This window comes from Pantoea sp. Pa-EAmG (assembly GCF_030024295.1).
GTDB lineage: Bacteria > Pseudomonadota > Gammaproteobacteria > Enterobacterales > Enterobacteriaceae > Pantoea > Pantoea dispersa.
Window position 1 is genome coordinate 1 of sequence record NZ_JASEWO010000018.1, and the last position, 23,652, is coordinate 23,652.

Below are 23,652 nucleotides of genomic sequence, written 5' to 3' on the forward strand. Positions count from 1 at the left end.
AGGAATAAGGGCCGCCAGCACTGATTTTTTCAACCGGTTAAACATGCCTTGATCCTGTAAAAGTCTCCTGCCATTGGACAGGAAAGTCATGCCAATGTTCTGTGGCGGCGTTTCCTTTTCTGCCGCGGCTCTATCTTAACCACAGTGAGGATACAAGCAAATGCCGCCGTCACATTGACGTGATGGCAAAGAATGGCTGACTGACGCGAAATTTGTAGCAAAAAATTGAATAGCGAAAAGGCAAAAGAAAACGGCGCAGCGCCCTGATGAAATTAAAGTTACGTAAAGTTGCTCAAAATAATTGAATCTGGCATGGTTTTTTCCAGGTTTACTCTGAAAAACACGCCCGAAAAGCTACGGTTGGCCCGCTTTATCCATCAGTGATTTTTATCGTGCTGCTCTGGCCGTGCATCACCAGCCCAGAAATGAATGGTCAGGTTTTGCTCACTGGTCAACTGGCGGCGCGCGATGACAGTATTAACCCGCACGATGAGGCGCTGTCATCTGCCATGCATCCCTCTGCCTGGTGACTGCCGGTATTTCCGGCCAGCTATTTTTCAACTCGCCCGCACCGCTCAATCAACAGCCTTATTCAATCAGCTGGCGCAATGATTTCTGCTGGCAGCCAAACGCCGGACAGCCCGCCAGTACAGGCGTTTTGCCCGCCGCGCGCTGTGGTATAGATAAAGCACTTTTTCAAACGGACTGTGAATTAACGCGCAGTACATGCCGGAGAGTTTCTATGCGTTCTGTTGTTTCCTACGCCCTGATTGCCATCGTGGGTGGGATGGTCGGTGCCGCCGTAATCAAAAGCGATGACCTGTATCAGCGCATCGCGGGCCATTTTTCCGCCGAACCTGCCGATCCGGACGGGTTCTGGAGCACGCCGGCGGTCGCGGGCTACGGCAAAATTCATTATGAAGCCGACGCCGCGTTTAAACCGGCGGTGGGGCTGAGCAACAAAGTGGTATTCCAGCTGACCCGCAATGAAGGCGATATCAAACGACCTAACCTCGGGCTGGAGCGCGTGGCGCGTGTGGTCAATCTGTACATCGCCGCTGGCGTACCGGCCGAACAGCTGCAGTTTGTGGTGTCGATGACCGGCGATGCCACGCCCGCCACGCTGGATAACGCGCATTTTAAGCAGTTTTACGGCGTCGATAACCCCAACCTCGCGCTGATTGGCGCGCTGAACAAGCTGGGCGTCAAAGTCTCGGTGTGCGATCAGTCGGTGGCGTTCCATCACTATCCGCGCGACTGGATCGACCGGTCGGTGATTCATGCATTATCCAGCCCGACCACGGTGTCGACGCTGGAAAATCAGGGCTATGCCTTTTTACAGATGTAATCGCGTCTTTGGTTAAGGAGAAGTGTCATGCGTCCAGCATCCTATATTGTTATCGCCGCGCTGGCGGGCTTTGTCGGCGGAAATGTGCTGCAGCTGCCGGAACTGGTGGATAAAGTCAGCGGCAAATTCGCTGACCAGAAAACCGAACCGGCGGATTTCTGGAGCACGCCGGCGATTGCCGGTTACGGTAAAATTCACTTTGTTAACACGCCGGATTACAACCCGGCCAACACGCCCGGGCTGAGCAATAAGATTGTGTTTCAGATCAACCGCAGTGAAGGGGATATCCATCAGCCAAACCTCGGCCTTGAGCGCGTGGCACGCGTCACCAACCTCTATTACGCGGCCGGCGTGCCGCTGAATCAGCTCAACTTTGTGGTGTCGATCAACAGCGATGCGGTGCCGGCCGCGCTCAATAATGATCAGTTCCGTAAAGCATACGGCAGCGATAACCCTAACCTGAAGCTGATTGATGAGCTGAAGAAAGCCGGGGTGAAAGTGACCATTTGCGACCAGTCAGTGGCCTTCCATCAGCTGGAGCGCGACTGGATTGACACCCGCGTCACGCATACGCTCTCCAGCGGCACCACCGTCGCGTCGCTGCAAAATGAAGGGTACGCCTTCCTGATGCTGTAATCCTGCCGACAGCAGTGCAGGCTGCTGTCATCTTTTCGTCATCCCTTCGCGATGTCACTGTCACAGTTCGCCGTTAGTTTAGGCGCCAATGAGATCGATCTCATCGGCACTTTACGAGGCGAACATGTCCGACTTACTCACGGTGGCAAAGCTGGCAGGCGTTTCACGCGCCACGGCCGCGCGCGCCTTTTCCGATCCCCATCTGCTGCGGCGCGACACGCTGGAGAGAGTGCTGGCGGCGTCGGAGCAGCTCGGCTTTCGTCCTAACCACATCGCGCGCCAGCTGCGCACGCAGCACTCCACCACCTTCGGCGTGCTGCTGCCCTCGCTGCTTAACCCGATCTTCTCCTGCCAGCTGCAGGCGATGGAGCGCCAGGCGCGCGACGCCGGCTATGGCCTGCTGGTGGCCACCAGCGATTACCAGCCCGAGCGCGAAGCCGCCATCGTTGAACATATGCTGCGCCAGCGCGTGGCGGGCCTGGTCCTGACGGTGGCCGACGCGGATAACAGCGCGGTGCTCAGCACGCTGCAGGCGGCTGGCCTGCCGTTTGTGCTGGCGCATAACGTGCCGCAGCACAGCCACTGGCCGGCGGTGTGCGTGGATAACCGCCAGGCGATGCGCGAAGCCACCGCACAGCTGCTGGCGCTTGGTCATCGCCGCATTGCCATGGTCGCCGGACCGATGCTGCAGTCAGACCGTGCGCGCCTGCGCTATCAGGGCTATTGCGATGCCATGCAGCACGCGGGCCTGACGGCGCTGCCGGTGATTGAGATGGCCAGCCACACCCAATCCGACTTTACGCTGCTGGCCCCGATGCTCGGCGGTGCCACCCCGCTCAGCGCCGTAATCTGCACTAACGACCTGCTGGCCATCAGCCTGATTGGCGCGGCGGCGCGCGCGGGCGTGCCTGTGCCACAGCAGCTCGCGGTGATGGGCTTTGACGGGATTGCGATGGGGGCACAAATGGCCCCGTCGCTGGCCAGCGTAGCGCAGCCCGCCGAACGGCTCGGCGCCTGCGCCATCGATATGTTGTTGCATAACGTCAGCCGCGGCACCCGCGTGCTGCCACATCAGTTGCGGAGCGGTGAGAGTGTTGCTGCCCCCGCGTTTATTGCCACCACCAGGGAACCTCATGATGCTGCATAAAAAAGTAAAAATTTACGCCGGCGCCATCGCGTTGTTTACCAGCCTGACGCAGGCGGCGGAAACCGCCATCTGTTACAACTGTCCGCCCGAGTGGGCCGACTGGGGCACTCAGCTCAAAGCGATTGCCAGAGACACCGGCATTCAGGTGCCGCAGGACAACAAAAACTCCGGCCAGGCGCTGGCGCAGCTGGTGGCTGAGCAGGGCAATCCGGTGGCCGACGTGGTCTATTACGGCGTCAGCTTCGGCATTCAGGCCGACAGCGCCGGCGTGGTCGCCAGTTACAAACCGGCGCACTGGGATGACATTCCTGCCGGCATGAAAGACAGCAACGGCAAATGGGTGGCGCTGCACTCGGGCACCATGGGCTTTATGGTCAACGTCGATGCGCTGGGCGGCGCGCCGGTGCCGCAATCCTTGGACGACCTGCTGAAGCCGGAATACAAAGGCATGATTGGTTATCTCGATCCGGCCAGCGCCTTTGTCGGTTACGTGGCGGCGGTGGCAGTCAACCAGGCGAAGGGCGGCAACATGCAGGACTTCACGCCGGCGCTGAACTGGTTCAAAAAGCTGCAGGCGAATCAGCCTATCGTGCCTAAGCAGACCGCGTATGCGCGGCTGATTTCCGGCGAGATCCCGATTCTGCTCGATTATGACTTCAACGCTTACCGCGCCCGCTACAAAGATCACGCTAACGTCGCCTTTGTTATTCCCAAAGAGGGCACGGTAACGGTGCCGTACGTCATTAGCCTGGTGAAGAATGCACCGCACGCGGCGAACGGCAAAAAAGTGATCGACTATGTGCTGTCGGACAAAGGGCAGGCCATCTGGGCCAGCGCGTTCCTGCGCCCGGTGCGCACAGGCGCCATGAGCGCAGAAGCGAAGAAATATTTCCTGCCGGACAGCGACTATGCGCGTGCGCACACTGTTGACTATCAGCAGATGGCGGCAGCGCAGAAAGCTTTCTCGGCGCGCTATCTGAGTGAGATTCGCTGATGGCGATGACCGATACCCTGGCGGCTTCGTGCCGCCGGACACCGCGCCTGGCCGGCAGCCGCTGGCTATGGCTGACGCTGCCGGCGCTGCTGTTCTTCTGCGCCTTCTGGCTGCTGCCGTTTGTCCGGCTGCTGCAGATGGCGATGCAGGACGACCGCAGCACCCGGCACAGCGGCTACTGGACGGTACTGACCCAGCCGCACTACCTGCTCAGCCTGCTGAACACCGTGCTGCTGTCGCTCGCCGTCACGCTGGTGACGCTGACCATCGCCGCGACAGTCGGCTGCTTTCTGGCACGCCAGCGCTTCAGCGGACGCAGCACGCTGCTGGCGCTGCTGACGTTTCCGCTGGCCTTTCCGGGCGTGGTGGTGGGATTTCTGGTGGTGATGCTGGCGGGCCGTCAGGGACTGCTGGCGCAAATCAGCCTGGCGCTGTTTCACGAGCGCTGGATGCTGGCCTATTCGTTTACCGGCCTGTTTATTGGCTATCTCTATTTTTCACTGCCGCGCGCCATCATCACGCTGGTGGCGGCGAGTGAAAAACTCGACCGTTCTCTCGAAGAGGCGGCGCGTTCGCTGGGCGCCAGTCAGTGGCGCATCACCTGGGATGTGATTGTGCCGGGGCTGCAGCCGGCGCTGCTCTCCACCGGCGCGCTCTGTTTTGCCACCAGCATGGGTGCCTTCGGTACTGCGTTTACCCTGGGCACCGATCTGGCGGTGCTGCCGCTGACCATTTACGGCGAATTCACCAACTACGCCAATTTCGCCACCGCCGCCGCGCTGTCGGTGGTGATGGGCGGCGTCGCCTGGCTGGCACTGATGCTGGCGCGCCGACTGGCTCACCAGGAGGTGACATGAGACGTCGCGGCCTGTTCAGCCTGCAACTGCTGGTCACCGTGCTCACCGCGCTGTTCATGATCGTGCCGGTGGTGCTGTCGATGCTGGCCGGCGTGACCAACAACTACTTTACCGGCCTGCGCAGCGGCCTGACGCTGAAGTGGGTGACCCAGGTATGGCAGCTTTACGCCGACACCTTCTGGCTGTCACTGCTGATTGCGCTGGCCTGCCTGCTGATCACGCTGCTGATCGGCGTGCCGGCAGCGTGGGGATTGCTAAAAGCGCCGCGGCGCTGGGCGGCGCGCATCGAAGAGTGCCTGATGCTGCCGGTCGCGCTGCCGGGCCTCGCCACCGCGCTGGGCATCATTCTGCTGTACGGCCAGTTCTCCGGCCTGCGCGATAGCTGGCTGTTCATTCTGATCGGTCACGTGCTGTTTACCTTGCCGTTCATGCTGCGCCCAGTGCTGGCGGTGATGCAGGCGGTGGAGATGCCGCGGCTGGAAGAGGCGGCGGCCAGTCTCGGTGCCAGCCTGTGGCAGCGCTTTTTTACCGTGGTGGTGCCCAACTGTCGCAACGGCATTCTCGCCGGAGCGTTTATGGTGATCACCCTGTCGGTGGGTGAGTTCAACATCACCTGGATGCTGCATACGCCGCTGACAAAAACGCTGCCGGTGGGGCTGGCAGACAGCTATGCCTCAATGCGACTGGAAGTGGGATCGGCCTACACGCTGATCTTTATTCTGCTGATTCTGCCGCTGCTGCTGATGCTCAACGCGGTCAATCACTGGCTCAACCGTACGCTCACGCGTGCTAATAAGGAGGCGGCATGAACCCTGCGGCCGTAACCGTTACGCTGCGCCACTGTGCGCGGCACTTTAATCACCAGCTGGCGCTGCAGCCGCTCGATCTGACGGTGCAGCCTGGCGAAACCCTGGTGCTGCTCGGTCCGTCCGGCTGTGGCAAAACCACCACGCTGCGCATCATCAGTGGCCTGGAGCGCTGTGACGACGGCGGCGAAGTGTGGTTTGACGATCGTAACGTGACAGCGCTGCCGATCGAGAAACGCAACGTGGGCATGGTGTTCCAGAACTACGCGCTGTTTCCCCATCTCAACGTGGCGCAAAACGTCGCCTACGGCCTGAAAGTGCAGGGCGTGGCGCGCGCCGAACGCGACGCGCGCGTGCAGGAGATGCTGGCCCTGGTGGATCTCAGCGCGCTGACGCAGCGCAGCATCGACAAGCTGTCGGGCGGTCAAAAGCAGCGCGTAGCGCTGGCTCGTGCGCTGGCGGCGCGTCCGAAGGTGCTGCTGTTTGATGAGCCGCTGGCGGCGCTCGATGCGCGCCTGCGCGACCGGCTGCGGCTGGAGATTGGCGCGCTGCTGAAACAGCTGGCGATCACCGCCGTCTACGTCACGCACGATCAGCAGGAAGCGATGGCGCTGGGCGATCGCATTGCGGTGATGGAGCAGGGACGTTTGGTGCAGATCGATACGCCGCAAAATATTTACCAGCGCCCGGCGTCACAGTTTGTGGCGGATTTTGTCGGCGCGATTAACTGTGTCGGGGTCGATGCGCGTGGCAATCCGCAGCATTTCTGCCGCCCGGAGGATGTGCTGCTGGCGGCGGACCAGCGCTACGCACGCCCTGGTTTTATCCTCGGCACCACCTTTCTCGGCGCTGCGCAGCGGCTGAGTATTGATATCGGGCTGGCGGCGCCGATCCAGGTTGATCGCCACGCGCGCGAAGCCTGGCACGCCGGCCAGCCGGTAAGCTGGACGCTGGCGCAGGATGCCGCGCTGCACTTTTCTGCCTGATAAGGAGCTGTTGTGACTGACGCAATAACGCTGATTGCGCAAATCAGCGATTTACACATCAAGGCCCATGGCCGTCTCTCCTATAAAAAAGTGGATACGCATGCTGCGCTGCTGCGGGTGATCGACACGCTGAATCAGCTGGTGCCGCGACCGGATACGGTGGTGATTACCGGCGACCTGGTGGATTTTGGCACTGCGGAAGAGTACCAGACGCTGCGCGAGGCGCTGCGCCATCTGCAGCTGCCGTTCCTGCTGATGCCGGGCAATCACGACGATCGCCAGCAGCTGCGCGCCGCGTTTCCGGAGCATCACTACCTGCAGCACGGCGAAACGCTCAACTGGCAGATGCGTGTGAATCATCTGCAGCTGCTGGCGCTCGACTCCAGCGTACCGCATCAGCCGTGGGGCTACGTCGATGACGCACAGCTGCAATGGCTGGCAGAGCAGCTGGCGCGTGAACCGGATTTGCCGACGCTGGTGCTGCTGCATCATCCGCCGTTCCTGAGCGGCATTGGCCATATGGATCGGCAGCCGCTGCGCAATCCGGCGGCGCTGGCTGCCATCGTTGGTCAGCATCCCCAGGTGGAACGGGTGTTGAGCGGCCACCTGCACCGCTCGGTGCAGGCGCGTTTTGCCGGCACGCTGGCCTGCGTGGCGCCCGGTGTGTCGCATCAGGTGGCACTGGATTTGCGTGACCACGGTCCGGCGAACTTTGTGCTGGAACCGCCCGGTTTTCTGCTGCATCGCTGGCAGCCGCAGCAGGGGATGACTACGCATCTGTGCGCGATCGGCGATTATCCAGGACCGTGGCCGTTTTACGATGCGCAGGGTTTAATTGATTAGCACCAGTAATAGCACAATAAAAAAGCGTTCCTGAGGGTCTGCGTCGTAGTCAATTTGGCTCAGAGGTGTACAATTGTCTGTTACCTCACCAGGGTAAACACCTCCAATTATAACAAGATAGTCAGGCACGCTAACTTATGAAGCTACTCACCAGGGCGGTTGCGCCATGTTAACGCGCATCCGGCCAAAAACTGATCTGCGCACGCTGATTGCGCTGCTGGCGATCACCAGTATCGTCATCACACTGGCTAATACGCTGTACGCCACCTGGCGCGTACAGCGCATGGTGCTGATCGAAAGCACCCTTGAAGCCAATCGCGCTTACGCCACCAAGCTGGCGGCCACCACCGAAGTGTTTTTCCAGCTGGCGCAGTCGCAGCTGCACTACAGCGCCAATCAGCTGGGTAAAGATTTCGATAATCCCGAACTGCTGCAGCAGGAAGTGAACCGACTGCGCGAGCAGACCAGCAGCTTTAACTCGGTGGCGATTGTCGACAGCAACGGCGTGATTAAAGCCATTTCGCCGGAATCGCTGATGCTGAAAGGCATGCAGCTCACCAGCCAGTCTTCGCGCGAAGCGCTGGCGCAGCGCCAGCCGATGGTCAGCCGGCCCACCATTTCTGCCACCAATAACCTGCTGGTGTTTGTTTCCTGGCCGGTATGGAGCACCGATGGGCGCTATCTTGGCTACGTCGGCGGCACTATTTATCTGAAGAAAAAGAGCATTCTTAACGTGCTGCTCGGCGAGCAGTACTATCGTGACGGCACCCATGTTTACGTGCTGGATCGCGAAAACCGCGTGCTGTATCACCAGAACAATCAGCTGATTGGCAAAAACGTGCCGGGCATCGTCAGCGATCGTCAGCGCCAGGAGCACAGCAATGGCGAAGTTCAGCTGACGGAAGAGGGCACCGCGAAGCTGGCGGGCTACGCTGTGGTTCCCACTACCGGCTGGATGGTGGTGGCGCTCAAGCCGACAAACGTCACGCTGGCGCCGCTCTCCGGGCTGCTGCTACAGGTGCTGAAGAATTCGGTGCCGTTTGCGCTGCTGACACTGCTGGTGGCGGTGATTCTGGCCCGGCTGATTGCCTTGCCACTGTGGCAGCTGGCGCGCAAAGCCAGCCAGATGGATACCCAGGGCGTTTCCGGGGAAATTGGCGTGATCCGCGCCTGGTACTTTGAAGCGGCACAGGTGAAGCGCGCGCTGCTCACCGGTATTGGTCTGGTGCAGGATAAAATCGGCCGGCTTAAGTCAGAGGTGCAGAGCGATCCCATGACCAGCCTGCTCAATCGCCGCGGTCTGAGCGCGGTGCTCGACTATTTCGATACCATGCAGCAGCCGTTTGCCGTGCTGGCGCTGGATATTGACCACTTCAAACGGGTGAATGATAACTTCGGGCATGATGTTGGCGACGAGGTGATCAAACAGGTGGCGCGCACGCTGCGCCAGAGCGCGCGTCAAACCGACGTGGTGTGCCGCAACGGCGGCGAGGAGTTTCTAATGCTGCTACCCGCCACCGCCCCTGATGAAGCGCGGGTGATTGCGGAGCGTGTGCGCACCAGCATTGCCGGCGGCTGGATTGATCCGGTCGGGCAGATCACGATTTCGATTGGTATCGCCAGCTGGCAGCCGACGCACGGCAGTCAGGAACAGATTCTGAAGCAGGCCGATGATGCGCTGTATCAGGCGAAAAACGCCGGACGTAACTGCGTGGTGATCGCCGGGCAGGAGGCGCTGGCCAGCACGGTTTCGCGTTATTAATCACGCAGCGTCACAGCAGGATAAAAAAACGGGTGCCTGGCTGGCACCCGTTGGTAATCAGGCTGATTTCAGGTAATCGAGCACGATATCGTGGTGGTTCGAGGTTTTAAAATCGTCGAACACCTTCTCCACTTTGCCATCGCCACCAATCAGGAAGCTGATGCGGTGAATGCCGTCGTAGGTTTTCCCCATAAAGGTTTTCTCACCCCAGACGCCAAACTGCTCGCAAACCTGATGATCTTCATCCGACAGCAGGGTGAAGTTGAGCAACTCTTTCTCGACAAAGCGAGACAGTTTTTCCGGCTTGTCGGTGCTGATGCCCAGCACTTCCACGCCCGCCTTCTTTAAATCATCCATGTTATCGCGCAGACCACAGGCCTGCGTGGTGCAGCCCGGCGTCATGGCTTTCGGGTAGAAATAGACCAGAACGCGCTGTCCCTGGAAGTCGGCCAAATTTACTTGTTCGCCGTCCTGATCGGGCAAGCTAAATTTCGGTGCGGTATCACCGGCTTTCAGTGGATTCATCACAACTCTCCATTTTTTTCTTCATGCTGTGGGTAATACACCATCAGCGGCAAAAGCGCCAGGTGGAGTTTACCTCAGGGTTATTTCACTACACGGTATGCCAGCGCGGCAGAGTGTGTGGCGGAATAACCCGGAGCCTGATTCAGACGGCGCTGTGCGCGTCGTCGGTGACACTATAGAGGCGAATTGAACCTTGTGCATGCAGTTCTTCGCACAGCCGATGGAAAGCCTGCTCAAACGGTGCGCTGGCATGATTCGCCGGGCTGTGCGCGGTCATCTGAATATAGAGCACCGGCGGCTCGTCGTCCTGGGCGGGCGTGATGCGCGACACCAGCTCGGCGATGTTCATCTGATGTTTATCGAACAGATCGGTGAAGCGTTCGATGATATGCGGTGAGTCCGGCACTTCCACCTGTACCCAGACGGTGGCGGGCATCGGCGGCGTGACGCGCGCGTTGGTGCGCTTCATCACGATCAGTAGTTCCAGTTCGGCACCCTTCATCGGCAGGGTCGACTCAATCAGGGTAATGGCGTTCCAGCTGCCGGAGAGCAGCATAATAAAGGTGAACTCGTCGCCCAGCATCGCCAGGCGGCTGTCTTCAATGTTGCAACCGCAGCTGCTGACGTGGCGGGTAATGGTATTGACGATACCCGGACGATCAACGCCCAGAGCGGTGATCACTAGATGGTGCGGCTGTGACTGCGGCAAAATGGCGTTTCCTGTACGTTCGCTAATAACCATAAGGTAAACATAAAAAAAACTGCTGACAAGCGCGGGAATGGCTTGGCTCACTTGCTTTTCTTTCGAGGTAAAACGTAACATGAGGCACTTGTTTGTCGAGGGGATAGCCCATGTTCACCGGAAGTATTGTTGCGCTCATTACGCCTTTGAATGAAAAAGGTGATGTCTGCCGCGCAAGTCTGAAAAAACTGATTGATTATCATGTCGCCAGCGGTACGGCGGCGATTGTTTCTGTTGGCACCACCGGCGAATCCGCGACCCTCAGCCATGAAGAGCATGGCGATGTGGTGATGCAAACCCTGGAGCTGGCCGATGGCCGCATTCCCGTGATTGCCGGGACCGGCGCGAATGCCACCGCCGAAGGGATCTCTCTGACAAAACGCTTTACCGGCACCGGCGTAGTCGGCTGCCTCACCGTGACCCCGTACTACAACCGTCCGACGCAGGAAGGTCTGTACCAGCACTTCAAAGCGATCGCCGAAAGCACCGATCTGCCCCAGATGCTGTATAACGTCCCGTCACGCACCGGCTGTGACATGCTGCCGGAAACCGTTGCCCGCCTGGCTGAAATCAAAAATATTATCGGAATCAAAGAGGCCACCGGGAACTTATCGCGTATTTCGCAGATCCAACAGCTGGTTGGAGATGAGTTCATTATTGTCAGCGGTGATGACGCGACAGCGCTGGACTCCATGCAACTGGGCGGCAAAGGCGTTATTTCGGTCACGGCTAACATTGCAGCACGTGAAATGGTTGAACTCTGTGCGCTGGCACAAGAGGGCAAATTTGCCGAAGCGCGTCGCCTGAATCAGCGTCTGATGCACCTGCACCAGACGCTTTTCTGTGAACCGAATCCTATCCCGGTGAAATGGGCCGCGAAACAGCTAGGATTAATCGCCGATGACACGCTGCGCTTGCCGATGACGCCGCTGACCGAAGCCGGTCAGGCGAAAACCACGCAGGCGCTGATCCAGGCGGGTCTGCGATAATTTAGGGAGAATCAATGAGTTATTCAGTTAAGCGCTCGACGCTGGCAACCGTGGTGGGCTTGTCCACCCTGATGCTGCTAACAGCTTGTTCCAGCGATCAGCGTTATAAGCGCCAGGTCAGCGGTGATGAATCTTACCTGCAGGCGCCTGAACTGCATGATTTAAAAGCCCCGGCGGGCATGATTCTGCCGCTGCAGAATGGTGATTACGATGTGCCGCACAGCGTGGCGAAAGGCGCGCTGGGTAAAGAGCTCGACATCCGTCCGCCGGCGCAGCCGCTGGCGCTGATGAACGGCACCCGCGCGCAGTTCACCGGTAACACCGGCGTGCTGGCGGTTGACAGCAACCGTGGCTCCATCTGGTCGCAGGTGGTGAACGTGGTGCAGTCGTACAAATTCCCGGTTGCCCAGCGTGATGATGCGGCGCAGCAGCTCACCACCGACTGGGTGCAGTGGAACCGTGCTGACGAAGATAACCAGTATCGCGGCCGTTACCAGATCAGCGTGCAGAACCAGGGCTATCAGCAGGTGCTGACCGTACGTCTGCTGGAACTGCAGCAGCAGGGCCAGACGGTCACCACGCCGGTCCAGGTTCAGCGCTATACCGGTCAGATGCTGAATGACATCAGCACCGGTCTGGATAAGATCGATACCGCCAGCCAGGATGCGGCTGCCGGACGTGCCAGCGGACAGATTGATGTCCAGAGCGGCGCGGACGACACCGGTCTGCCACTGCTGGTGCTGCGCTCACCGTTTAACGTCACCTGGCAGCGTCTGCCGGCGGCACTGAAGCGTATGGGCATGGAAGTTACCGATGACAACCGCTCGCAGGGCAGTCTGAAAGTGACCTACAAGCAGCCGGGCAGCAGCGCGTTTGACGATATCGGCGCGAAAGATCCGGAACTGCCAAACGGCGACTACAAGTTGCAGGTGGGCGATCTCGATAACCGCAGCAGCCTGCAGATCATCGATCCGAAAGGACACGTACTCACCCAGGCGCAGAATGATGCGCTGGTGGCGGTCCTGCAGGGCGCGCTGAACAAATAAATGCAATAAAGGCCGGAGATTCTCCGGCCTTTTTGTTTTGGTTTTGGCATAATAGCGCCCGGCGAGGTAAACGATTGCGTCAGGCAGTCATCGCGCGGTGAAACACCGCTGAACACGGGTTCTTTCATGTTTGGAGTTAACAAGATGCAAAAGCGAGCTGAGTTGTATCGCGGTAAAGCGAAAACCGTATACAGCACCGATAATCCGGATCTGCTGGTACTTGAATTCCGCAACGATACGTCAGCAGGAGACGGTGCACGAATCGAGCAGTTTGATCGTAAAGGGATGGTGAACAACAAGTTCAACCATTTCATCATGACCAAATTGCAGGAAGCGGGCATCCCGACCCAGATGGAAGCGCTGCTGTCGGATAACGAAGCGCTGGTGAAAAAGCTGGAGATGGTGCCGGTAGAGTGCGTGGTTCGTAACCGCGCGGCAGGATCGCTGGTGAAACGTCTGGGCGTGGAAGAGGGCATGCTGCTCAATCCACCGCTGTTTGATCTCTTCCTGAAAGATGACGCCAAACACGACCCGATGGTCAACGAATCGTACTGCGAAACTTTTGGCTGGGTGAGCAAAGCCAACCTGGCGCGTATGCAGGAGCTGACCTTCAAAGCCAACGAAGTGCTGAGCAAACTGTTTGATGATGCCGGCCTGATTCTGGTGGACTTCAAGCTGGAGTTTGGTCTGTTCAAAGGTGAAGTGACGCTGGGCGACGAATTCTCGCCAGACGGCGCGCGTCTGTGGGACAAAGAGACCATGGACAAGATGGACAAAGACCGTTTCCGTCAGAGCCTCGGCGGCCTGATCGAAGCGTACGAAGAAGTGGCACACCGTCTGGGTGTCAAACTGGACTAAGCTTCTGCCGGTGTGCGTCACGGTAGTTCGGACGCAAACCTTTCAGCGCATGAAGGTCGCCCTGGCTGGCGGCCTTTTTTATCGTCTGTTTACGGCCTTCACGCTGCGCCCTGCGCGCAATCTCGCTCCGCTGGCATCGCATTGCTGGTACTAACCTCTGCCGCCAACTAAAATCATGCAAAAGTCATTGATAACAGGAGCAGGCCATGCGCTGGCAAGGGCGTCGTGAAAGCGACAATGTGGAAGATCGTCGCGGCGATTCGCCGGGTTTTAGTTCAGGCGGACGCCAGATTCGTCTGCCGCGCGGCAAGGGCGGCATTATTCTGCTGATTGTGGTCGCGGTCGCTGGCTATTACGGCTACGACCTCACCGCGCTGCTGGAAGGCGGCGCGCCGGTGTCGCAACAGCAGCAGCGTCAGGTCAATTCGGCGCAGGATAACGAGGCGGCCAAATTCACCTCGGTGATCCTCGCCACCACCGAAGATACCTGGGGCAAACTGTTCCAGCAGATGGGCAAACAATACGCGCCGCCAAAGCTGGTGATGTATCGCGGTGCGACGCGCACTAACTGCGGTACCGGCCAGTCGGCAATGGGGCCGTTCTACTGCCCGGCCGATCAGACGGTGTATATCGATCTCTCTTTCTATGACGACATGAAAACCAAACTCGGAGCCGGGGGTGATTTTGCCCAGGGCTACGTCATCGCCCACGAAGTGGGGCATCACGTGCAGAAACTGCTGGGTATCGAACCGAAAGTGCGCCAGATGCAGCAGGGTGCTACGCAGGCGCAGGTGAACCAGCTGTCGGTGAAAATGGAGCTGCAGGCGGACTGCTTTGCTGGCGTCTGGGGTCACTATATGCAGCAGGAGAACATTCTTGAGGTAGGCGATTTGCAGGAAGCGCTGAACGCCGCCGAGGCGATTGGCGACGATCGTCTGCAGCAGCAAAGTCAGGGGCGCGTAGTGCCGGACAGCTTCACTCACGGAACTTCACAGCAGCGCTACACCTGGTTCAAACGCGGTTTTGACAGCGGCAATCCAGGCCAGTGCAACACCTTCGCCAGTAACTGATGTTGCACGCTGAACTGACGGCGGCGATGCAGCAAGCCGGTATCCGCCGTCTGTGCGTGATTGCCGGTGAGGCTGGCTGGGCGCGCCAGGAAGCGGCCACATGGCAGGCCGCACTGCCAGGTGACTGGTTAACGGTCAGCGACAGCGATGACTTCCCGCAGCGCGTCGCGCCTGCAGCGCTGCGTACCCTGCTGGGCCGGGAATTCCGGCATGCCATTTTTGATGCGCGCCACGGCTTTCACGCGGAAGCGTTCGCTGCGCTGGCCGGGACGCTGCGGGCCGGCAGCTGGCTGCTGTTACTGACGCCTGACTGGAACGCCTGGCCGGCGCAACCCGATCGCGACAGCCTGCGCTGGGCCGATGTCGACCAGCCCATCGCCACGCCGCATTTCATCCACCATCTGCAACAGCATATCCTGCAGGATGCGCAGGTGATGCTGCTGCGTCAGCACCAGACGCCGCGCCTGCCGGCACCGCAGTCCTTCGCGCCGTGGCAGTGTCGCGCCCCCGAGCAGCAGGCGCAGATTGTCCGTCAGCTGTGCGCCATGCCGCCCGGTGTCGCGGTGATCATCGCCCCGCGCGGTCGCGGCAAATCGGCACTGGCGGGGATGCTGGCGCGCCAGACGCAAAGCGCGCTGGTGACGGCGCCGGCCAAAGCCGCGACGGAGGTGCTGGCGCAGTTCGCCGCTGAGCAGTTTAGCTTTATGGCCCCGGATGCGATTCTCGCTCAGCCGCAGGAGGCTCCGCCGCTGGCAGAATGGCTGATTGTGGATGAGGCCGCGGCCATCCCCGCGCCGCTGTTACAGCAGCTGGTGCAGCGTTTTCCGCGCATTCTGCTGACTACCACGGTGCAGGGCTACGAAGGTACCGGGCGCGGTTTCATGCTGCGCTTTTGCGCCAGGCTGCCGCAGGTGCGCTATTTCCAGCTGGATGAGCCGCTGCGCTGGTCGGCGCAGGATCCGCTGGAGCAGTGGCTGAGTGCGGCGCTGCTGTTTGCTGAGGCCGAAGCCTGCGACGCACCCGCGCAGACAGCGATTTTTGCCGCTACGCCCACGCAGCACGCCGGTGCCTTACAGGCCGGCTATCGTCTGCTGGCGAGCGCCCACTATCGCACCTCGCCGCTCGATCTGCGACGTATGCTGGATGCGCCCGGCATGCATTTCTGGCTGGCCGGGCAGCCGCAGCAGGTCACCGGCGCGCTGTGGCTGGTGGAAGAGGGCGGACTGGATGCTGCGCTGGCGCAGGCGGTGTGGGCCGGCTTACGTCGTCCGCGCGGCAATCTGGTGGCGCAGTCATTAGCGGCACATGCCGGTTTTACTGAAGCGGCGACGTTACGTTCGCTGCGCATCAGCCGCATCGCCGTGCAGGCCGCGCAGCGCCAGCGCGGCATCGGTCGCGCGCTGGTGGCGACGGCGCGGCAGCAGGCACAGGGCGCGGATTATCTGTCGGTGAGCTTTGGCTACACCGCAGCGTTGTGGCAGTTCTGGCGCGCCTGCGGCTTTACCCTGGTGCGTATCGGTTCACAGCGCGAAGCCAGTAGCGGTTGCTATGCGGCGATGGCGATCTGTGCGCTGACGCCAGCCGGTGAAGCCCTGCAGCAGCGCGCCGCGCAGCGTCTGGCGCGCGACTGGCCGTGGCTGCAAAAGCTGATCGCGGTGCCGCTGACCCTGTCGTCCACCGACCATCAATCTCTCAGCGCCGACGACTGGCCGCTGCTGGCCGCGTTTGCCTGGGCGCAGCGGCCGTTTGAAGCCAGCTATCCGGTGCTGCAGCGGCTGGCTGGTGTCGCATCGCCACCCTTGCTGTGTGCCATACTGCAACAAAAACAAACGCTGAGTGAAGCGGCACGGCTGGCCGGTGTGAGCGGGCGTAAAGCGCTGATGCTCAGGCTGCGCGCGGAGGCGGCTGACGCACTCATCACGCTGGATGCCGCCGCCGCGCAGCACTGGCAGCAGCGCCTCGGCACATTGCAATAAATCCATTATCTCGTTCAAATTTTCCCAATATCACTTTGCCGTCAGCGGCGTATAGTGATTTGAGGAGGACGTTATGGCACTACGATATGTAATTGTTCAGCAACCGGATAACGCCGCGCAGCTGTTTCTGCTGTATCACGGCGTGAACGACAACCCCGATTCGATGGCGCAGATTGGCAGCTGGTTCGCGCAGGCGTTTCCGCAGGCGCAGGTGGTGTCAGTGGGCGCACCTTATCCGGCCAGCGCGCCGCAGGGCCGCCAGTGGTATGCCGAGATACCGGAACACGACCGCTCGCAGCAGCAGGGCGTGGATGCGGTGATGCCGTCCTTTGTCGAGTCGGTGCGTCACTGGCAGCAACAGAGCGGCGTGCGGCCGGAAGCCACCGCGCTGGTCGGTTTTTCGCAGGGCGGCACCATGGTGCTGGAAGGCGTAAAAGCCCAGCCGGATCTGGCGGGACGCGTGGTGGCCTTTAGCGGGCGTTACGTCACGCTGCCGGAGCAGGCCAGCACGCGCAACACTATCCACCTGATTCACGGCGATTATGACGAGCAGGTGCCGATGCAGCATGCGGAAGCGGCGATGCAGCGCTTAACCGCGCTGGGCGGCGATGTGACGCTGGATATCGTTGACGACCTGCCGCACGCAATTGATGAACGCAGCATGCAGCTGGCGCTGAATCACCTGCGCTATACCGTGCCGCGCCGCTATTTCGATGAGGCGCTGAGCGGGGCGAAGCCGGGCGACGACGATGTGGTGATGATGGTGTGAGACCGCGCGCCATAAAACAAAGGTCGCCGTGCAGGGCGACCTTGTACGCTAAACGATCGGCGGCGACTACTTCTTCTTCGGCCAGTCGTCGTCATCGTCCCACTTATCGTTGAAATCGCGATGCGGTGGCAGATCCGGTTTGTTATCCATATATTTTTTATGATCGATGCGCTTCAGGTCTTTATAGACGTTCATCAGCACGCCCACCATCAGCAGAATCACAATCACCCACCAGTACTCTTTTAACCATTCCATGAGGTTTCTCCTTCAAGGTGCCATCAGGCGATCAGCTGTTCCATAATGCGCTGATACATCCGGCTCAGCAGCTGCAAATCCGAGGCTTTCACGCACTCATTGATCTTATGAATAGTGGCATTCACCGGGCCGAGCTCCACCACCTGTGCGCCCATGCGGGCAATAAAGCGCCCGTCAGAGGTGCCGCCGGTGGTTAACAGCTGCGGCTTGATCTCATTATAGTGCGCCACGGCGTTGACGACCGCATCCACCAGCTTGCCGCGTGAAGTCAGGAATGGCTGACCGGACACATTCCACTCCAGCGTATAGCGCAGCTGGTGGCGATCAAGCAGCGCCGCCACGCGATCTTTGATCATCTGATCGGTCAGTTCGGTGCTGAAGCGGAAGTTAAACTGCACGAAAAACTCGCCGGGGATCACATTGTTACTGCCGGTGCCGGCCTGCACGTTGGCGATCTGCATGCTGGTCGGCGGGAAGAACTCATTGCCCTGATCCCATTCGGTCGCCACCAGCTCGTTGAGCGCTGGCATTGCACGATGTACCGGGTTATCAGCCAGATGCGGATAAGCCACGTGGCCCTGCACGCCGTGAATGGTCAGATTGGCGGTCATCGAGCCGCGACGACCATTCTTCACCACGTCGCCGACCACTTCGGTGCTCGACGGTTCACCGACGAGGCAGTAATCCATGCGTTCATTGCGCGCCATCAGGCGCTCAACCACTTTTACCGTACCGTTGACGGCGCTGGCTTCTTCATCGGAAGTGATGAGAAACGCCAGCCGGCCAGCATGATTGGGATGGGCAGCAACGAAGCGCTCGGCCGCCACCACCATCGCCGCCAGCGAGCCTTTCATGTCCGCGGCGCCACGGCCAAACAGCATGCCGTCGCGAATCGAAGGTTCAAACGGCGGGCTGATCCAGCGGTTGGCATCGCCCGGCGGCACCACATCGGTGTGCCCGGCAAAGGCCAGCGTTTCGCCCTGGCCTCGCGTGGCCCAGAAGTTAAGCGTATCGCCAATGTGCATCGGCTCGACGTGGAAACCAATCGCCTCCAGGCGCGCAATTAACATGGCCTGGCAACCGGCGTCATCCGGACTAAGCGAGGGGCGACGAATAAGCTGCTGAGCCAGCTCAATGACCGGACAGAACATGTTATGACTTCTCCTGGATAAAGGCGTGATAAACGGGTTCTTTGAAACCCACCAGCAATGTACCGTCTGGCGCCGCCAGCACCGGACGTTTGATCAGCGCCGGGTGCGCCAGCATCAGCGCTTTGGCGCTGGCCGCATCGCGGATGGCATCGCGTTCCGCTTCCGGCAACTGACGCCAGGTGGTGCCGCGCGTGTTCAGCAGCACGTCATACCCCAGCTGGTCGATGAAGGATTGCAGCAGCGCCGCATCCAGCCCGTCAGCGCGATAATCATGAAAATGAAAGTCGATGCCGGAAGTGCTCAAATAGTTGCGTGCTTTTTTTATGGTGTCGCAATTCTTAATTCCGTACATCACCCACTGCGCTGTCATCGCGTATTCCCGTCCTGTGTTAAATAAAGCGCGAGTTTACCATAGCGCGCTGTGGGCTGTGAGGTCAGACGCGCAGCAGCGCTGTTTTTCATCTCGCCGCGACGCCAATAAACGACGCTAATCAGGGCCAGTAAACGCTTTCACTTACCTGCGAAATTGTCGCCTGCGGCATCATTAGCGATCTAAGAATTATCTTAGGCGGCAAAAGCGGGCCTGGCGGATTAAGTCCGCGCTTTTATGAGTCGCATTAACAGGTTGCTGAAATGTGCGTCAGTCCGCAGTTTCGGCAAATTCAAGCTTTCTGCGGTAGTTGCCGATAGTGATGAGAGGTGGAAACGTATTCACCTGTAGAAAAAAACGGCGTAAAATCGCCACTACAAGAAGAGAGGGTATTATGGTTGAACACGAACTGGGGAACTGGAAAGAATTTATCGAAGCGATGTTACGTAAGTAATTCGTGAAGAGAAAAGCAGGGCACTTCCCAACTTGCTGTTATTCTTACCGCACACATCAATAAAGCCGCCATTCATCATGGCGGCTTTTTATTTGCCCGGATTTAGCCTCAGTCGTGCGGCTTTGCCCGCAGCGGGAAGCGGCGGCGCACCAGCACGAAGAACAGCGGCACAAAGAAGATCGCCAGTACCGTGGCGGAGATCATGCCGCCCATCACGCCAGTACCGACCGCATGCTGGCTGCCAGAACCGGCACCGCTGCTGATCGCCATCGGCAGCACGCCGAAAATAAAGGCCAGCGACGTCATCAGAATCGGCCGCAGGCGCTGCCGCGATGCCTCCAGCGTCGACTCCAGCAGTTCACGCCCTTTGCTGTTGATCTCATTGGCGAACTCGACGATCAGGATCGCATTCTTCGCCGACAGACCAATCACCGTCAGCAGGCCGACCTGAAAGTAGACGTCATTCTCCAGTCCGCGCAGCCAGGTGGCGACCAGCGCGCCCACCACGCCCAGCGGCACCACCAGCATCACCGAGAATGGAATCGACCAGCTCTCGTAGAGAGCCGCGAGGCACAGGAACACCACCAGCAGCGAAATCGCATACAGCGCCGGCGCCTGCGAGCCGGAGAGACGCTCCTGATAGGAGGCACCGGTCCACTGGAAGCCAACGCCGAGCGGCAGCTGTGCCACCAGTTTCTCCATCTCATCCATCGCCGTGCCGCTGCTGACGCCGTTAGCCGCCTCGCCGACAATCTCCAGCGACGAATAGCCGTTGTAGCGTTCAAGACGCGGTGAACCGGTCTCCCAGTGGCTGGTGGCGAAGGCGGAGAACGGCACCATGCCGCCGCTGTTGTTGCGCACATACCATTTGTTGATGTCGCCCGGCAGCATGCGGAACTCCGGTGCCGCCTGGACGTAGACCTTCTTCACGCGGCCGCGGTCGAGAAAATCATTCACGTAGGTTGAGCCCCAGGCGGTGGTCAGGGTGTCGTTGATGGTGTCCAGCGACACGCCGAGCGCCTGCGCTTTGCGCTGGTCGACATCAATCTGCAGTTGCGGGCTGTCGTCGAGCCCGTTGTGGCGCACGCGCGACAGCGCCGGATTGTTGTCGGCCAGCGCCAGCAGCCGATCGCGCATCGCCATCAGCTCGGTATGCCCGATGCCGCCGTGATCCTGCAACTCCATATCAAAGCCGGAGGAGCTGCCCATGCCGGTGATTGCCGGTGGACTGCTGGCGATGACGCGTGCCTCTTTGATCTTTTTAAAGGCTGCGGTGGCGCGATCGATGATGGCAAACGAGGTGCGATCGCGACCTGGCCGCTGCTCCCAGTCCTTCAGGCGCACAAACAGGCGCGCCACGTTTTGTCCGTTGCCGCCCGGACCAGCACCGATGGTGGAGAACACCGACAGTACATTGTCCTTCTCGGCAGTCAGGTAATAATCCTCAACCTTTGCCACCACCTGCGAGGTTTGCTGCAGCGTCGAGCCCGGCGGCAGTTGTACCTGAGTAAGAAATACGCCGCGATCTTCCAGCGGCAGGAAGGAGGTAGGCAGACGAATAAACAGGAATGCCATCACGCCGATAATCGCCAGGTAGAGCAGCAGCCAGCGGCCGCTCTTCAGCAGAATGCGCGCCACGCCGCGCTCGTAGCGTTCGGCGCTGGCATTGAAGTGACGGTTAAACCAGCCGAAAAAGCCGCGCCGGCCATGGTGCTGGCCGTGCGCCAGCGGTTTGAGCAGCGTGGAGCACAGCGCGGGCGTCAGAATCATCGCCACCAGCACCGACAGCACCATCGCCGAGACAATGGTGATGGAGAACTGGCGATAGATAGCGCCCACGGTGCCGCCAAAGAACGCCATCGGCACAAACACTGCGGACAGCACCAGCGCGATACCCACCAGCGCACCCTGAATCTGCCCCATCGATTTACGCGTGGCGGCACGCGGCGATAATCCCTCTTCGCTCATGATGCGCTCGACGTTCTCCACCACCACGATGGCATCATCCACCAGCAGCCCGATGGCCAGCACCATGGCGAACATGGTCAGGGTGTTAATACTGAAGCCGCAGGCGTACAGCACCGCAAAGGTACCGAGCAGCACCACCGGCACAGCAATGGTGGGGATCAGCGTGGCGCGGAAGTTTTGCAGGAACAGGTACATCACCAGAAACACCAGCAGAATCGCTTCCAGCAGGGTTTTCACCACGTCCTTAATGGAGGCTTTGACGAACGGTGTGGTTTCAAACGCCACTTTGGCTTCCAGCCCGTGCGGGAAGTATTGCGCCAGTTCAGCAACACGGGCGCGCACCAGCTTGTCGGTGTTCATCTCGTTAGCGCCGGAGGCCAGCTTGATGCCGAGACCGGAGGCCGGCTGGCCGTTATAGCGGCTCAGAAAGTCATACTTTTCGGCGCCCATGGCGATGGTGGCCACGTCGCCGAGCGTCACCACTGAACCGTCGGTGTTGGTTTTCAGCGTAATTGCGCGAAACTGCGCGGGCGTCTGTAGCATTGACTGGGCGTTAACCGTGGCGTTCAGCGCCTGTTTGTCCACCGACGGCAACCCGCCGACCTGGCCGACCGCCACCTGGGTGTTCTGCGATTCGATGGCGCTGACCACATCGTCGGTGGTCAGCGCGTAGTTAATCAGCTTGTTGGGATCGAGCCAGATGCGCATGGCGTATTGCGAGCCGTAGGCATCGACCTGGCCGACGCCGTCGATGCGGCTGAGCGGATCCTGAATGTTACTGGCAACGTAATCGGCAATATCCTGTTTATCCATGCTGCCGTCGGTGGAGACAAAGGCGATCATCAGAATGTTGCTGTCGCCGGTTTTGTTTACCGTGACGCCCTGCGACTGCACCGCCGCCGGCAGTTTGCGCAGCGCGCTCTGCAGCTGATTCTGTACCTGTTGCCGCGCTTCATCCGGGTTAGTGCCGGCGGTAAAGGTGAGGGTGATCTGCGCCTGGCCGGTGTTGCTGCTGTTCGAGGACATGTACATCAGGTTATCGATTCCCGTCATATTCTGCTCGATAACCTGGGTGACGGTGTTTTCCAGCGTCTGCGCGGATGCGCCGGGATAGTTGGCGGTGATGCGCACGTTAGGCGGCGCGAGATCCGGATACTGTTCCACCGGCAGCGAGATAATGGCCAGCGTGCCACACAGGCACAGCAAAATAGCCAGCACCCAGGCAAAAATGGGGCGGTCGATAAAAAAGTTCGACATGAAACCGACACTCCTCAGCTGCGTACTTTGTACTTGTTATTAGTAAAAGCGTGCCGCAGGCTGCGCTTCACGCTGGCGGAGTGCAAGGGCGATCCTGAAAACTCCGGTTGCTGCTTACTGTACGCGGGGCAAATTAGGGAATCGTGGATAAATTATGGAGAAAGTGTAAAAGTCGCAGCAGCTTTATGTGCGCAATCACACATTGCGGCTCTCCAGCCACAGCACCGTTGCCGCAACGCGGGAACGGACGTCGAGCTTACGCAGCAGGTTGCGGATGTGCACCTTTACCGTTTCTTCGGAAATGTGCAGCGTGGCGGCAATCTCTTTGTTGGATAAGCCACGCGCCACTTCCTGCAACACATCCAGCTCGCGCTCGGTCAGCTGTCTGAACGGATTGGCGCTGGGCTGGCGGGTCGCCAGATATTCTGCCACCACCTCGCTGAACACGTTCTCGCCCTGTGCGCCGCGCATTACCTGCGCCAGCAGCAGTTCCGGTTCGCTGTCTTTGAGCAGATAGCCATCGGCACCGGCATCCACCATGGCGTAAATATCGCTGCGCGCGTCGGACACCGTTAGCACCAGAATGCGTGCCGCGACGCCCTCGTGGCGCAGCGCTTTCAGCGTATCCAGCCCGGACATGCCCTTCATATTCAGATCGAGCAGAATCACATCCGGTGCAAGCCGGCGCGCTTCGGCCAGTGCTTCGGTACCGTTATTCGCCTCAGCCACCACTTCCAGACGCGGTTCCAGCGCCAGCAACTGGCGGATACCGCGACGCATCAGCGGATGATCGTCAACGATCATAATAGACAGGGAAGGGTGAGCCATAGGTTCTCCAGAGTT

Annotated in this window: 22 protein-coding genes; 15 read left to right on the top strand and 7 right to left on the bottom strand. The window is 59.8% G+C overall.

Translation table 11 applies throughout. The features are described 5' to 3' along the window. The first annotated feature begins 742 nt into the window (after positions 1-742). The 9 genes from QMM04_RS04445 (at position 743) to QMM04_RS04485 (ending at position 9,379) form a co-directional block, all read left to right on the top strand. Positions 743-1,348: a DsrE family protein gene (locus QMM04_RS04445; protein ID WP_021506593.1), complete on the top strand. Its 606-nt coding sequence runs from the start codon at positions 743-745 to the stop codon at positions 1,346-1,348. 27 nt (positions 1,349-1,375) lie between these two features. Continuing rightward, positions 1,376-1,984, top strand: coding sequence for a DsrE family protein (locus QMM04_RS04450; RefSeq protein ID WP_021506594.1), 609 nt, complete (start codon positions 1,376-1,378; stop codon positions 1,982-1,984). A 124-nt stretch (positions 1,985-2,108) separates the two neighbouring features. Further along, positions 2,109-3,131: a substrate-binding domain-containing protein gene (locus QMM04_RS04455; RefSeq protein ID WP_021506595.1), complete on the top strand. Its 1,023-nt coding sequence runs from the start codon at positions 2,109-2,111 to the stop codon at positions 3,129-3,131. Continuing rightward, positions 3,121-4,125, top strand: a complete 1,005-nt coding sequence (locus QMM04_RS04460; protein WP_282995722.1) for an ABC transporter substrate-binding protein — start codon at positions 3,121-3,123, stop codon at positions 4,123-4,125. The genes QMM04_RS04455 and QMM04_RS04460 overlap by 11 nt, the downstream gene beginning before the upstream one ends. Then, complete coding sequence (locus tag QMM04_RS04465) at positions 4,125-4,982, top strand: ABC transporter permease (protein WP_059011715.1); 858 nt, start codon at positions 4,125-4,127, stop codon at positions 4,980-4,982. Before QMM04_RS04460 ends, QMM04_RS04465 begins: the two co-directional genes overlap by 1 nt. Then, the gene (locus QMM04_RS04470) at positions 4,979-5,791 is read left to right on the top strand and encodes an ABC transporter permease subunit (RefSeq protein ID WP_021506598.1); all 813 of its coding nucleotides are present in this window, start codon (positions 4,979-4,981) and stop codon (positions 5,789-5,791) included. The genes QMM04_RS04465 and QMM04_RS04470 overlap by 4 nt, the downstream gene beginning before the upstream one ends. Continuing rightward, positions 5,788-6,774: an ABC transporter ATP-binding protein gene (locus QMM04_RS04475; RefSeq protein ID WP_058758326.1), complete on the top strand. Its 987-nt coding sequence runs from the start codon at positions 5,788-5,790 to the stop codon at positions 6,772-6,774. The genes QMM04_RS04470 and QMM04_RS04475 overlap by 4 nt, the downstream gene beginning before the upstream one ends. Before the next feature lie 12 nt (positions 6,775-6,786). After that, positions 6,787-7,617, top strand: a complete 831-nt coding sequence (locus tag QMM04_RS04480; protein ID WP_282995715.1) for a phosphodiesterase — start codon at positions 6,787-6,789, stop codon at positions 7,615-7,617. 166 nt (positions 7,618-7,783) lie between these two features. Continuing rightward, positions 7,784-9,379 (top strand): sensor domain-containing diguanylate cyclase, encoded by a 1,596-nt coding sequence (locus tag QMM04_RS04485; RefSeq protein WP_021506601.1) that lies wholly within the window; start codon positions 7,784-7,786, stop codon positions 9,377-9,379. A gap of 57 nt (positions 9,380-9,436) precedes the next feature. Here the strand turns inward: QMM04_RS04485 and bcp are convergent, their stop codons facing one another. Next, entirely contained in the window at positions 9,437-9,904 is a 468-nt protein-coding gene (gene bcp, locus QMM04_RS04490; protein ID WP_021506602.1) for a thioredoxin-dependent thiol peroxidase, read from the bottom strand. Positions 9,905-10,046: 142 nt separating this feature from the next. Beyond that, positions 10,047-10,616, bottom strand: coding sequence for a glycine cleavage system transcriptional repressor (locus QMM04_RS04495; RefSeq protein ID WP_199189001.1), 570 nt, complete (start codon positions 10,614-10,616; stop codon positions 10,047-10,049). A 140-nt stretch (positions 10,617-10,756) separates the two neighbouring features. Between QMM04_RS04495 and dapA the strand changes: the two genes are divergently transcribed. The 6 genes from dapA to ypfH all read left to right on the top strand — a co-directional run bounded on the left by dapA (position 10,757) and on the right by ypfH (position 17,354). Beyond that, positions 10,757-11,635, top strand: coding sequence for a 4-hydroxy-tetrahydrodipicolinate synthase (gene dapA, locus QMM04_RS04500; RefSeq protein WP_059011706.1), 879 nt, complete (start codon positions 10,757-10,759; stop codon positions 11,633-11,635). A gap of 14 nt (positions 11,636-11,649) precedes the next feature. Continuing rightward, positions 11,650-12,681 (top strand): outer membrane protein assembly factor BamC, encoded by a 1,032-nt coding sequence (gene bamC / locus QMM04_RS04505; RefSeq protein ID WP_282995716.1) that lies wholly within the window; start codon positions 11,650-11,652, stop codon positions 12,679-12,681. A gap of 144 nt (positions 12,682-12,825) precedes the next feature. Next, a complete protein-coding gene (gene purC / locus QMM04_RS04510; RefSeq protein WP_031279423.1) occupies positions 12,826-13,539 on the top strand; it encodes a phosphoribosylaminoimidazolesuccinocarboxamide synthase in 714 nt (237 codons plus the stop codon). A gap of 206 nt (positions 13,540-13,745) precedes the next feature. Further along, complete coding sequence (locus QMM04_RS04515; RefSeq protein ID WP_021506607.1) at positions 13,746-14,609, top strand: neutral zinc metallopeptidase; 864 nt, start codon at positions 13,746-13,748, stop codon at positions 14,607-14,609. Further along, positions 14,609-16,585: a GNAT family N-acetyltransferase gene (locus QMM04_RS04520; protein WP_282995717.1), complete on the top strand. Its 1,977-nt coding sequence runs from the start codon at positions 14,609-14,611 to the stop codon at positions 16,583-16,585. Before QMM04_RS04515 ends, QMM04_RS04520 begins: the two co-directional genes overlap by 1 nt. Positions 16,586-16,658: 73 nt before the next feature. Next, a complete protein-coding gene (gene ypfH, locus QMM04_RS04525) occupies positions 16,659-17,354 on the top strand; it encodes an esterase (protein ID WP_021508041.1) in 696 nt (231 codons plus the stop codon). A 66-nt stretch (positions 17,355-17,420) separates the two neighbouring features. Here ypfH and QMM04_RS04530 read toward each other — a convergent pair whose 3' ends face one another. From QMM04_RS04530 to QMM04_RS04550, 5 genes are all read right to left on the bottom strand, one after another. Continuing rightward, a complete protein-coding gene (locus QMM04_RS04530; protein WP_021508042.1) occupies positions 17,421-17,609 on the bottom strand; it encodes a YpfN family protein in 189 nt (62 codons plus the stop codon). 23 nt (positions 17,610-17,632) lie between these two features. Then, entirely contained in the window at positions 17,633-18,760 is a 1,128-nt protein-coding gene (dapE, locus tag QMM04_RS04535) for a succinyl-diaminopimelate desuccinylase (protein ID WP_010617581.1), read from the bottom strand. 1 nt (position 18,761) lies between these two features. Then, on the bottom strand, positions 18,762-19,130 hold the full coding sequence (locus tag QMM04_RS04540; protein WP_021508043.1) for an ArsC family reductase: 369 nt from the start codon (positions 19,128-19,130) through the stop codon (positions 18,762-18,764). Between the two features lie 562 nt (positions 19,131-19,692). Next, positions 19,693-22,809 (bottom strand): multidrug efflux RND transporter permease AcrD, encoded by a 3,117-nt coding sequence (acrD, locus tag QMM04_RS04545; protein WP_282995718.1) that lies wholly within the window; start codon positions 22,807-22,809, stop codon positions 19,693-19,695. 195 nt (positions 22,810-23,004) lie between these two features. Beyond that, positions 23,005-23,637 (bottom strand): response regulator, encoded by a 633-nt coding sequence (locus QMM04_RS04550; RefSeq protein ID WP_058758331.1) that lies wholly within the window; start codon positions 23,635-23,637, stop codon positions 23,005-23,007. Positions 23,638-23,652: the final 15 nt, after the last annotated feature.

What these genes read in the sequence shown, in the direction of transcription:
- QMM04_RS04445 (WP_021506593.1), top strand. Translation starts at nt 743, where the DNA reads ATGCGTTCTGTTGTTTCCTACGCCCTGATTGCCATCGTGGGTGGGATG.
- QMM04_RS04450 (WP_021506594.1), top strand. Translation starts at nt 1,376, where the DNA reads ATGCGTCCAGCATCCTATATTGTTATCGCCGCGCTGGCGGGCTTTGTC.
- QMM04_RS04455 (WP_021506595.1), top strand. Translation starts at nt 2,109, where the DNA reads ATGTCCGACTTACTCACGGTGGCAAAGCTGGCAGGCGTTTCACGCGCC.
- QMM04_RS04460 (WP_282995722.1), top strand. Translation starts at nt 3,121, where the DNA reads ATGCTGCATAAAAAAGTAAAAATTTACGCCGGCGCCATCGCGTTGTTT.
- QMM04_RS04465 (WP_059011715.1), top strand. Translation starts at nt 4,125, where the DNA reads ATGGCGATGACCGATACCCTGGCGGCTTCGTGCCGCCGGACACCGCGC.
- QMM04_RS04470 (WP_021506598.1), top strand. Translation starts at nt 4,979, where the DNA reads ATGAGACGTCGCGGCCTGTTCAGCCTGCAACTGCTGGTCACCGTGCTC.
- QMM04_RS04475 (WP_058758326.1), top strand. Translation starts at nt 5,788, where the DNA reads ATGAACCCTGCGGCCGTAACCGTTACGCTGCGCCACTGTGCGCGGCAC.
- QMM04_RS04485 (WP_021506601.1), top strand. Translation starts at nt 7,784, where the DNA reads ATGTTAACGCGCATCCGGCCAAAAACTGATCTGCGCACGCTGATTGCG.
- bcp (WP_021506602.1), bottom strand. Translation starts at nt 9,904, where the DNA reads ATGAATCCACTGAAAGCCGGTGATACCGCACCGAAATTTAGCTTGCCC.
- dapA (WP_059011706.1), top strand. Translation starts at nt 10,757, where the DNA reads ATGTTCACCGGAAGTATTGTTGCGCTCATTACGCCTTTGAATGAAAAA.
- bamC (WP_282995716.1), top strand. Translation starts at nt 11,650, where the DNA reads ATGAGTTATTCAGTTAAGCGCTCGACGCTGGCAACCGTGGTGGGCTTG.
- purC (WP_031279423.1), top strand. Translation starts at nt 12,826, where the DNA reads ATGCAAAAGCGAGCTGAGTTGTATCGCGGTAAAGCGAAAACCGTATAC.
- QMM04_RS04515 (WP_021506607.1), top strand. Translation starts at nt 13,746, where the DNA reads ATGCGCTGGCAAGGGCGTCGTGAAAGCGACAATGTGGAAGATCGTCGC.
- QMM04_RS04520 (WP_282995717.1), top strand. Translation starts at nt 14,609, where the DNA reads ATGTTGCACGCTGAACTGACGGCGGCGATGCAGCAAGCCGGTATCCGC.
- ypfH (WP_021508041.1), top strand. Translation starts at nt 16,659, where the DNA reads ATGGCACTACGATATGTAATTGTTCAGCAACCGGATAACGCCGCGCAG.
- QMM04_RS04530 (WP_021508042.1), bottom strand. Translation starts at nt 17,609, where the DNA reads ATGGAATGGTTAAAAGAGTACTGGTGGGTGATTGTGATTCTGCTGATG.
- dapE (WP_010617581.1), bottom strand. Translation starts at nt 18,760, where the DNA reads ATGTTCTGTCCGGTCATTGAGCTGGCTCAGCAGCTTATTCGTCGCCCC.
- QMM04_RS04540 (WP_021508043.1), bottom strand. Translation starts at nt 19,130, where the DNA reads ATGACAGCGCAGTGGGTGATGTACGGAATTAAGAATTGCGACACCATA.
- acrD (WP_282995718.1), bottom strand. Translation starts at nt 22,809, where the DNA reads ATGTCGAACTTTTTTATCGACCGCCCCATTTTTGCCTGGGTGCTGGCT.
- QMM04_RS04550 (WP_058758331.1), bottom strand. Translation starts at nt 23,637, where the DNA reads ATGGCTCACCCTTCCCTGTCTATTATGATCGTTGACGATCATCCGCTG.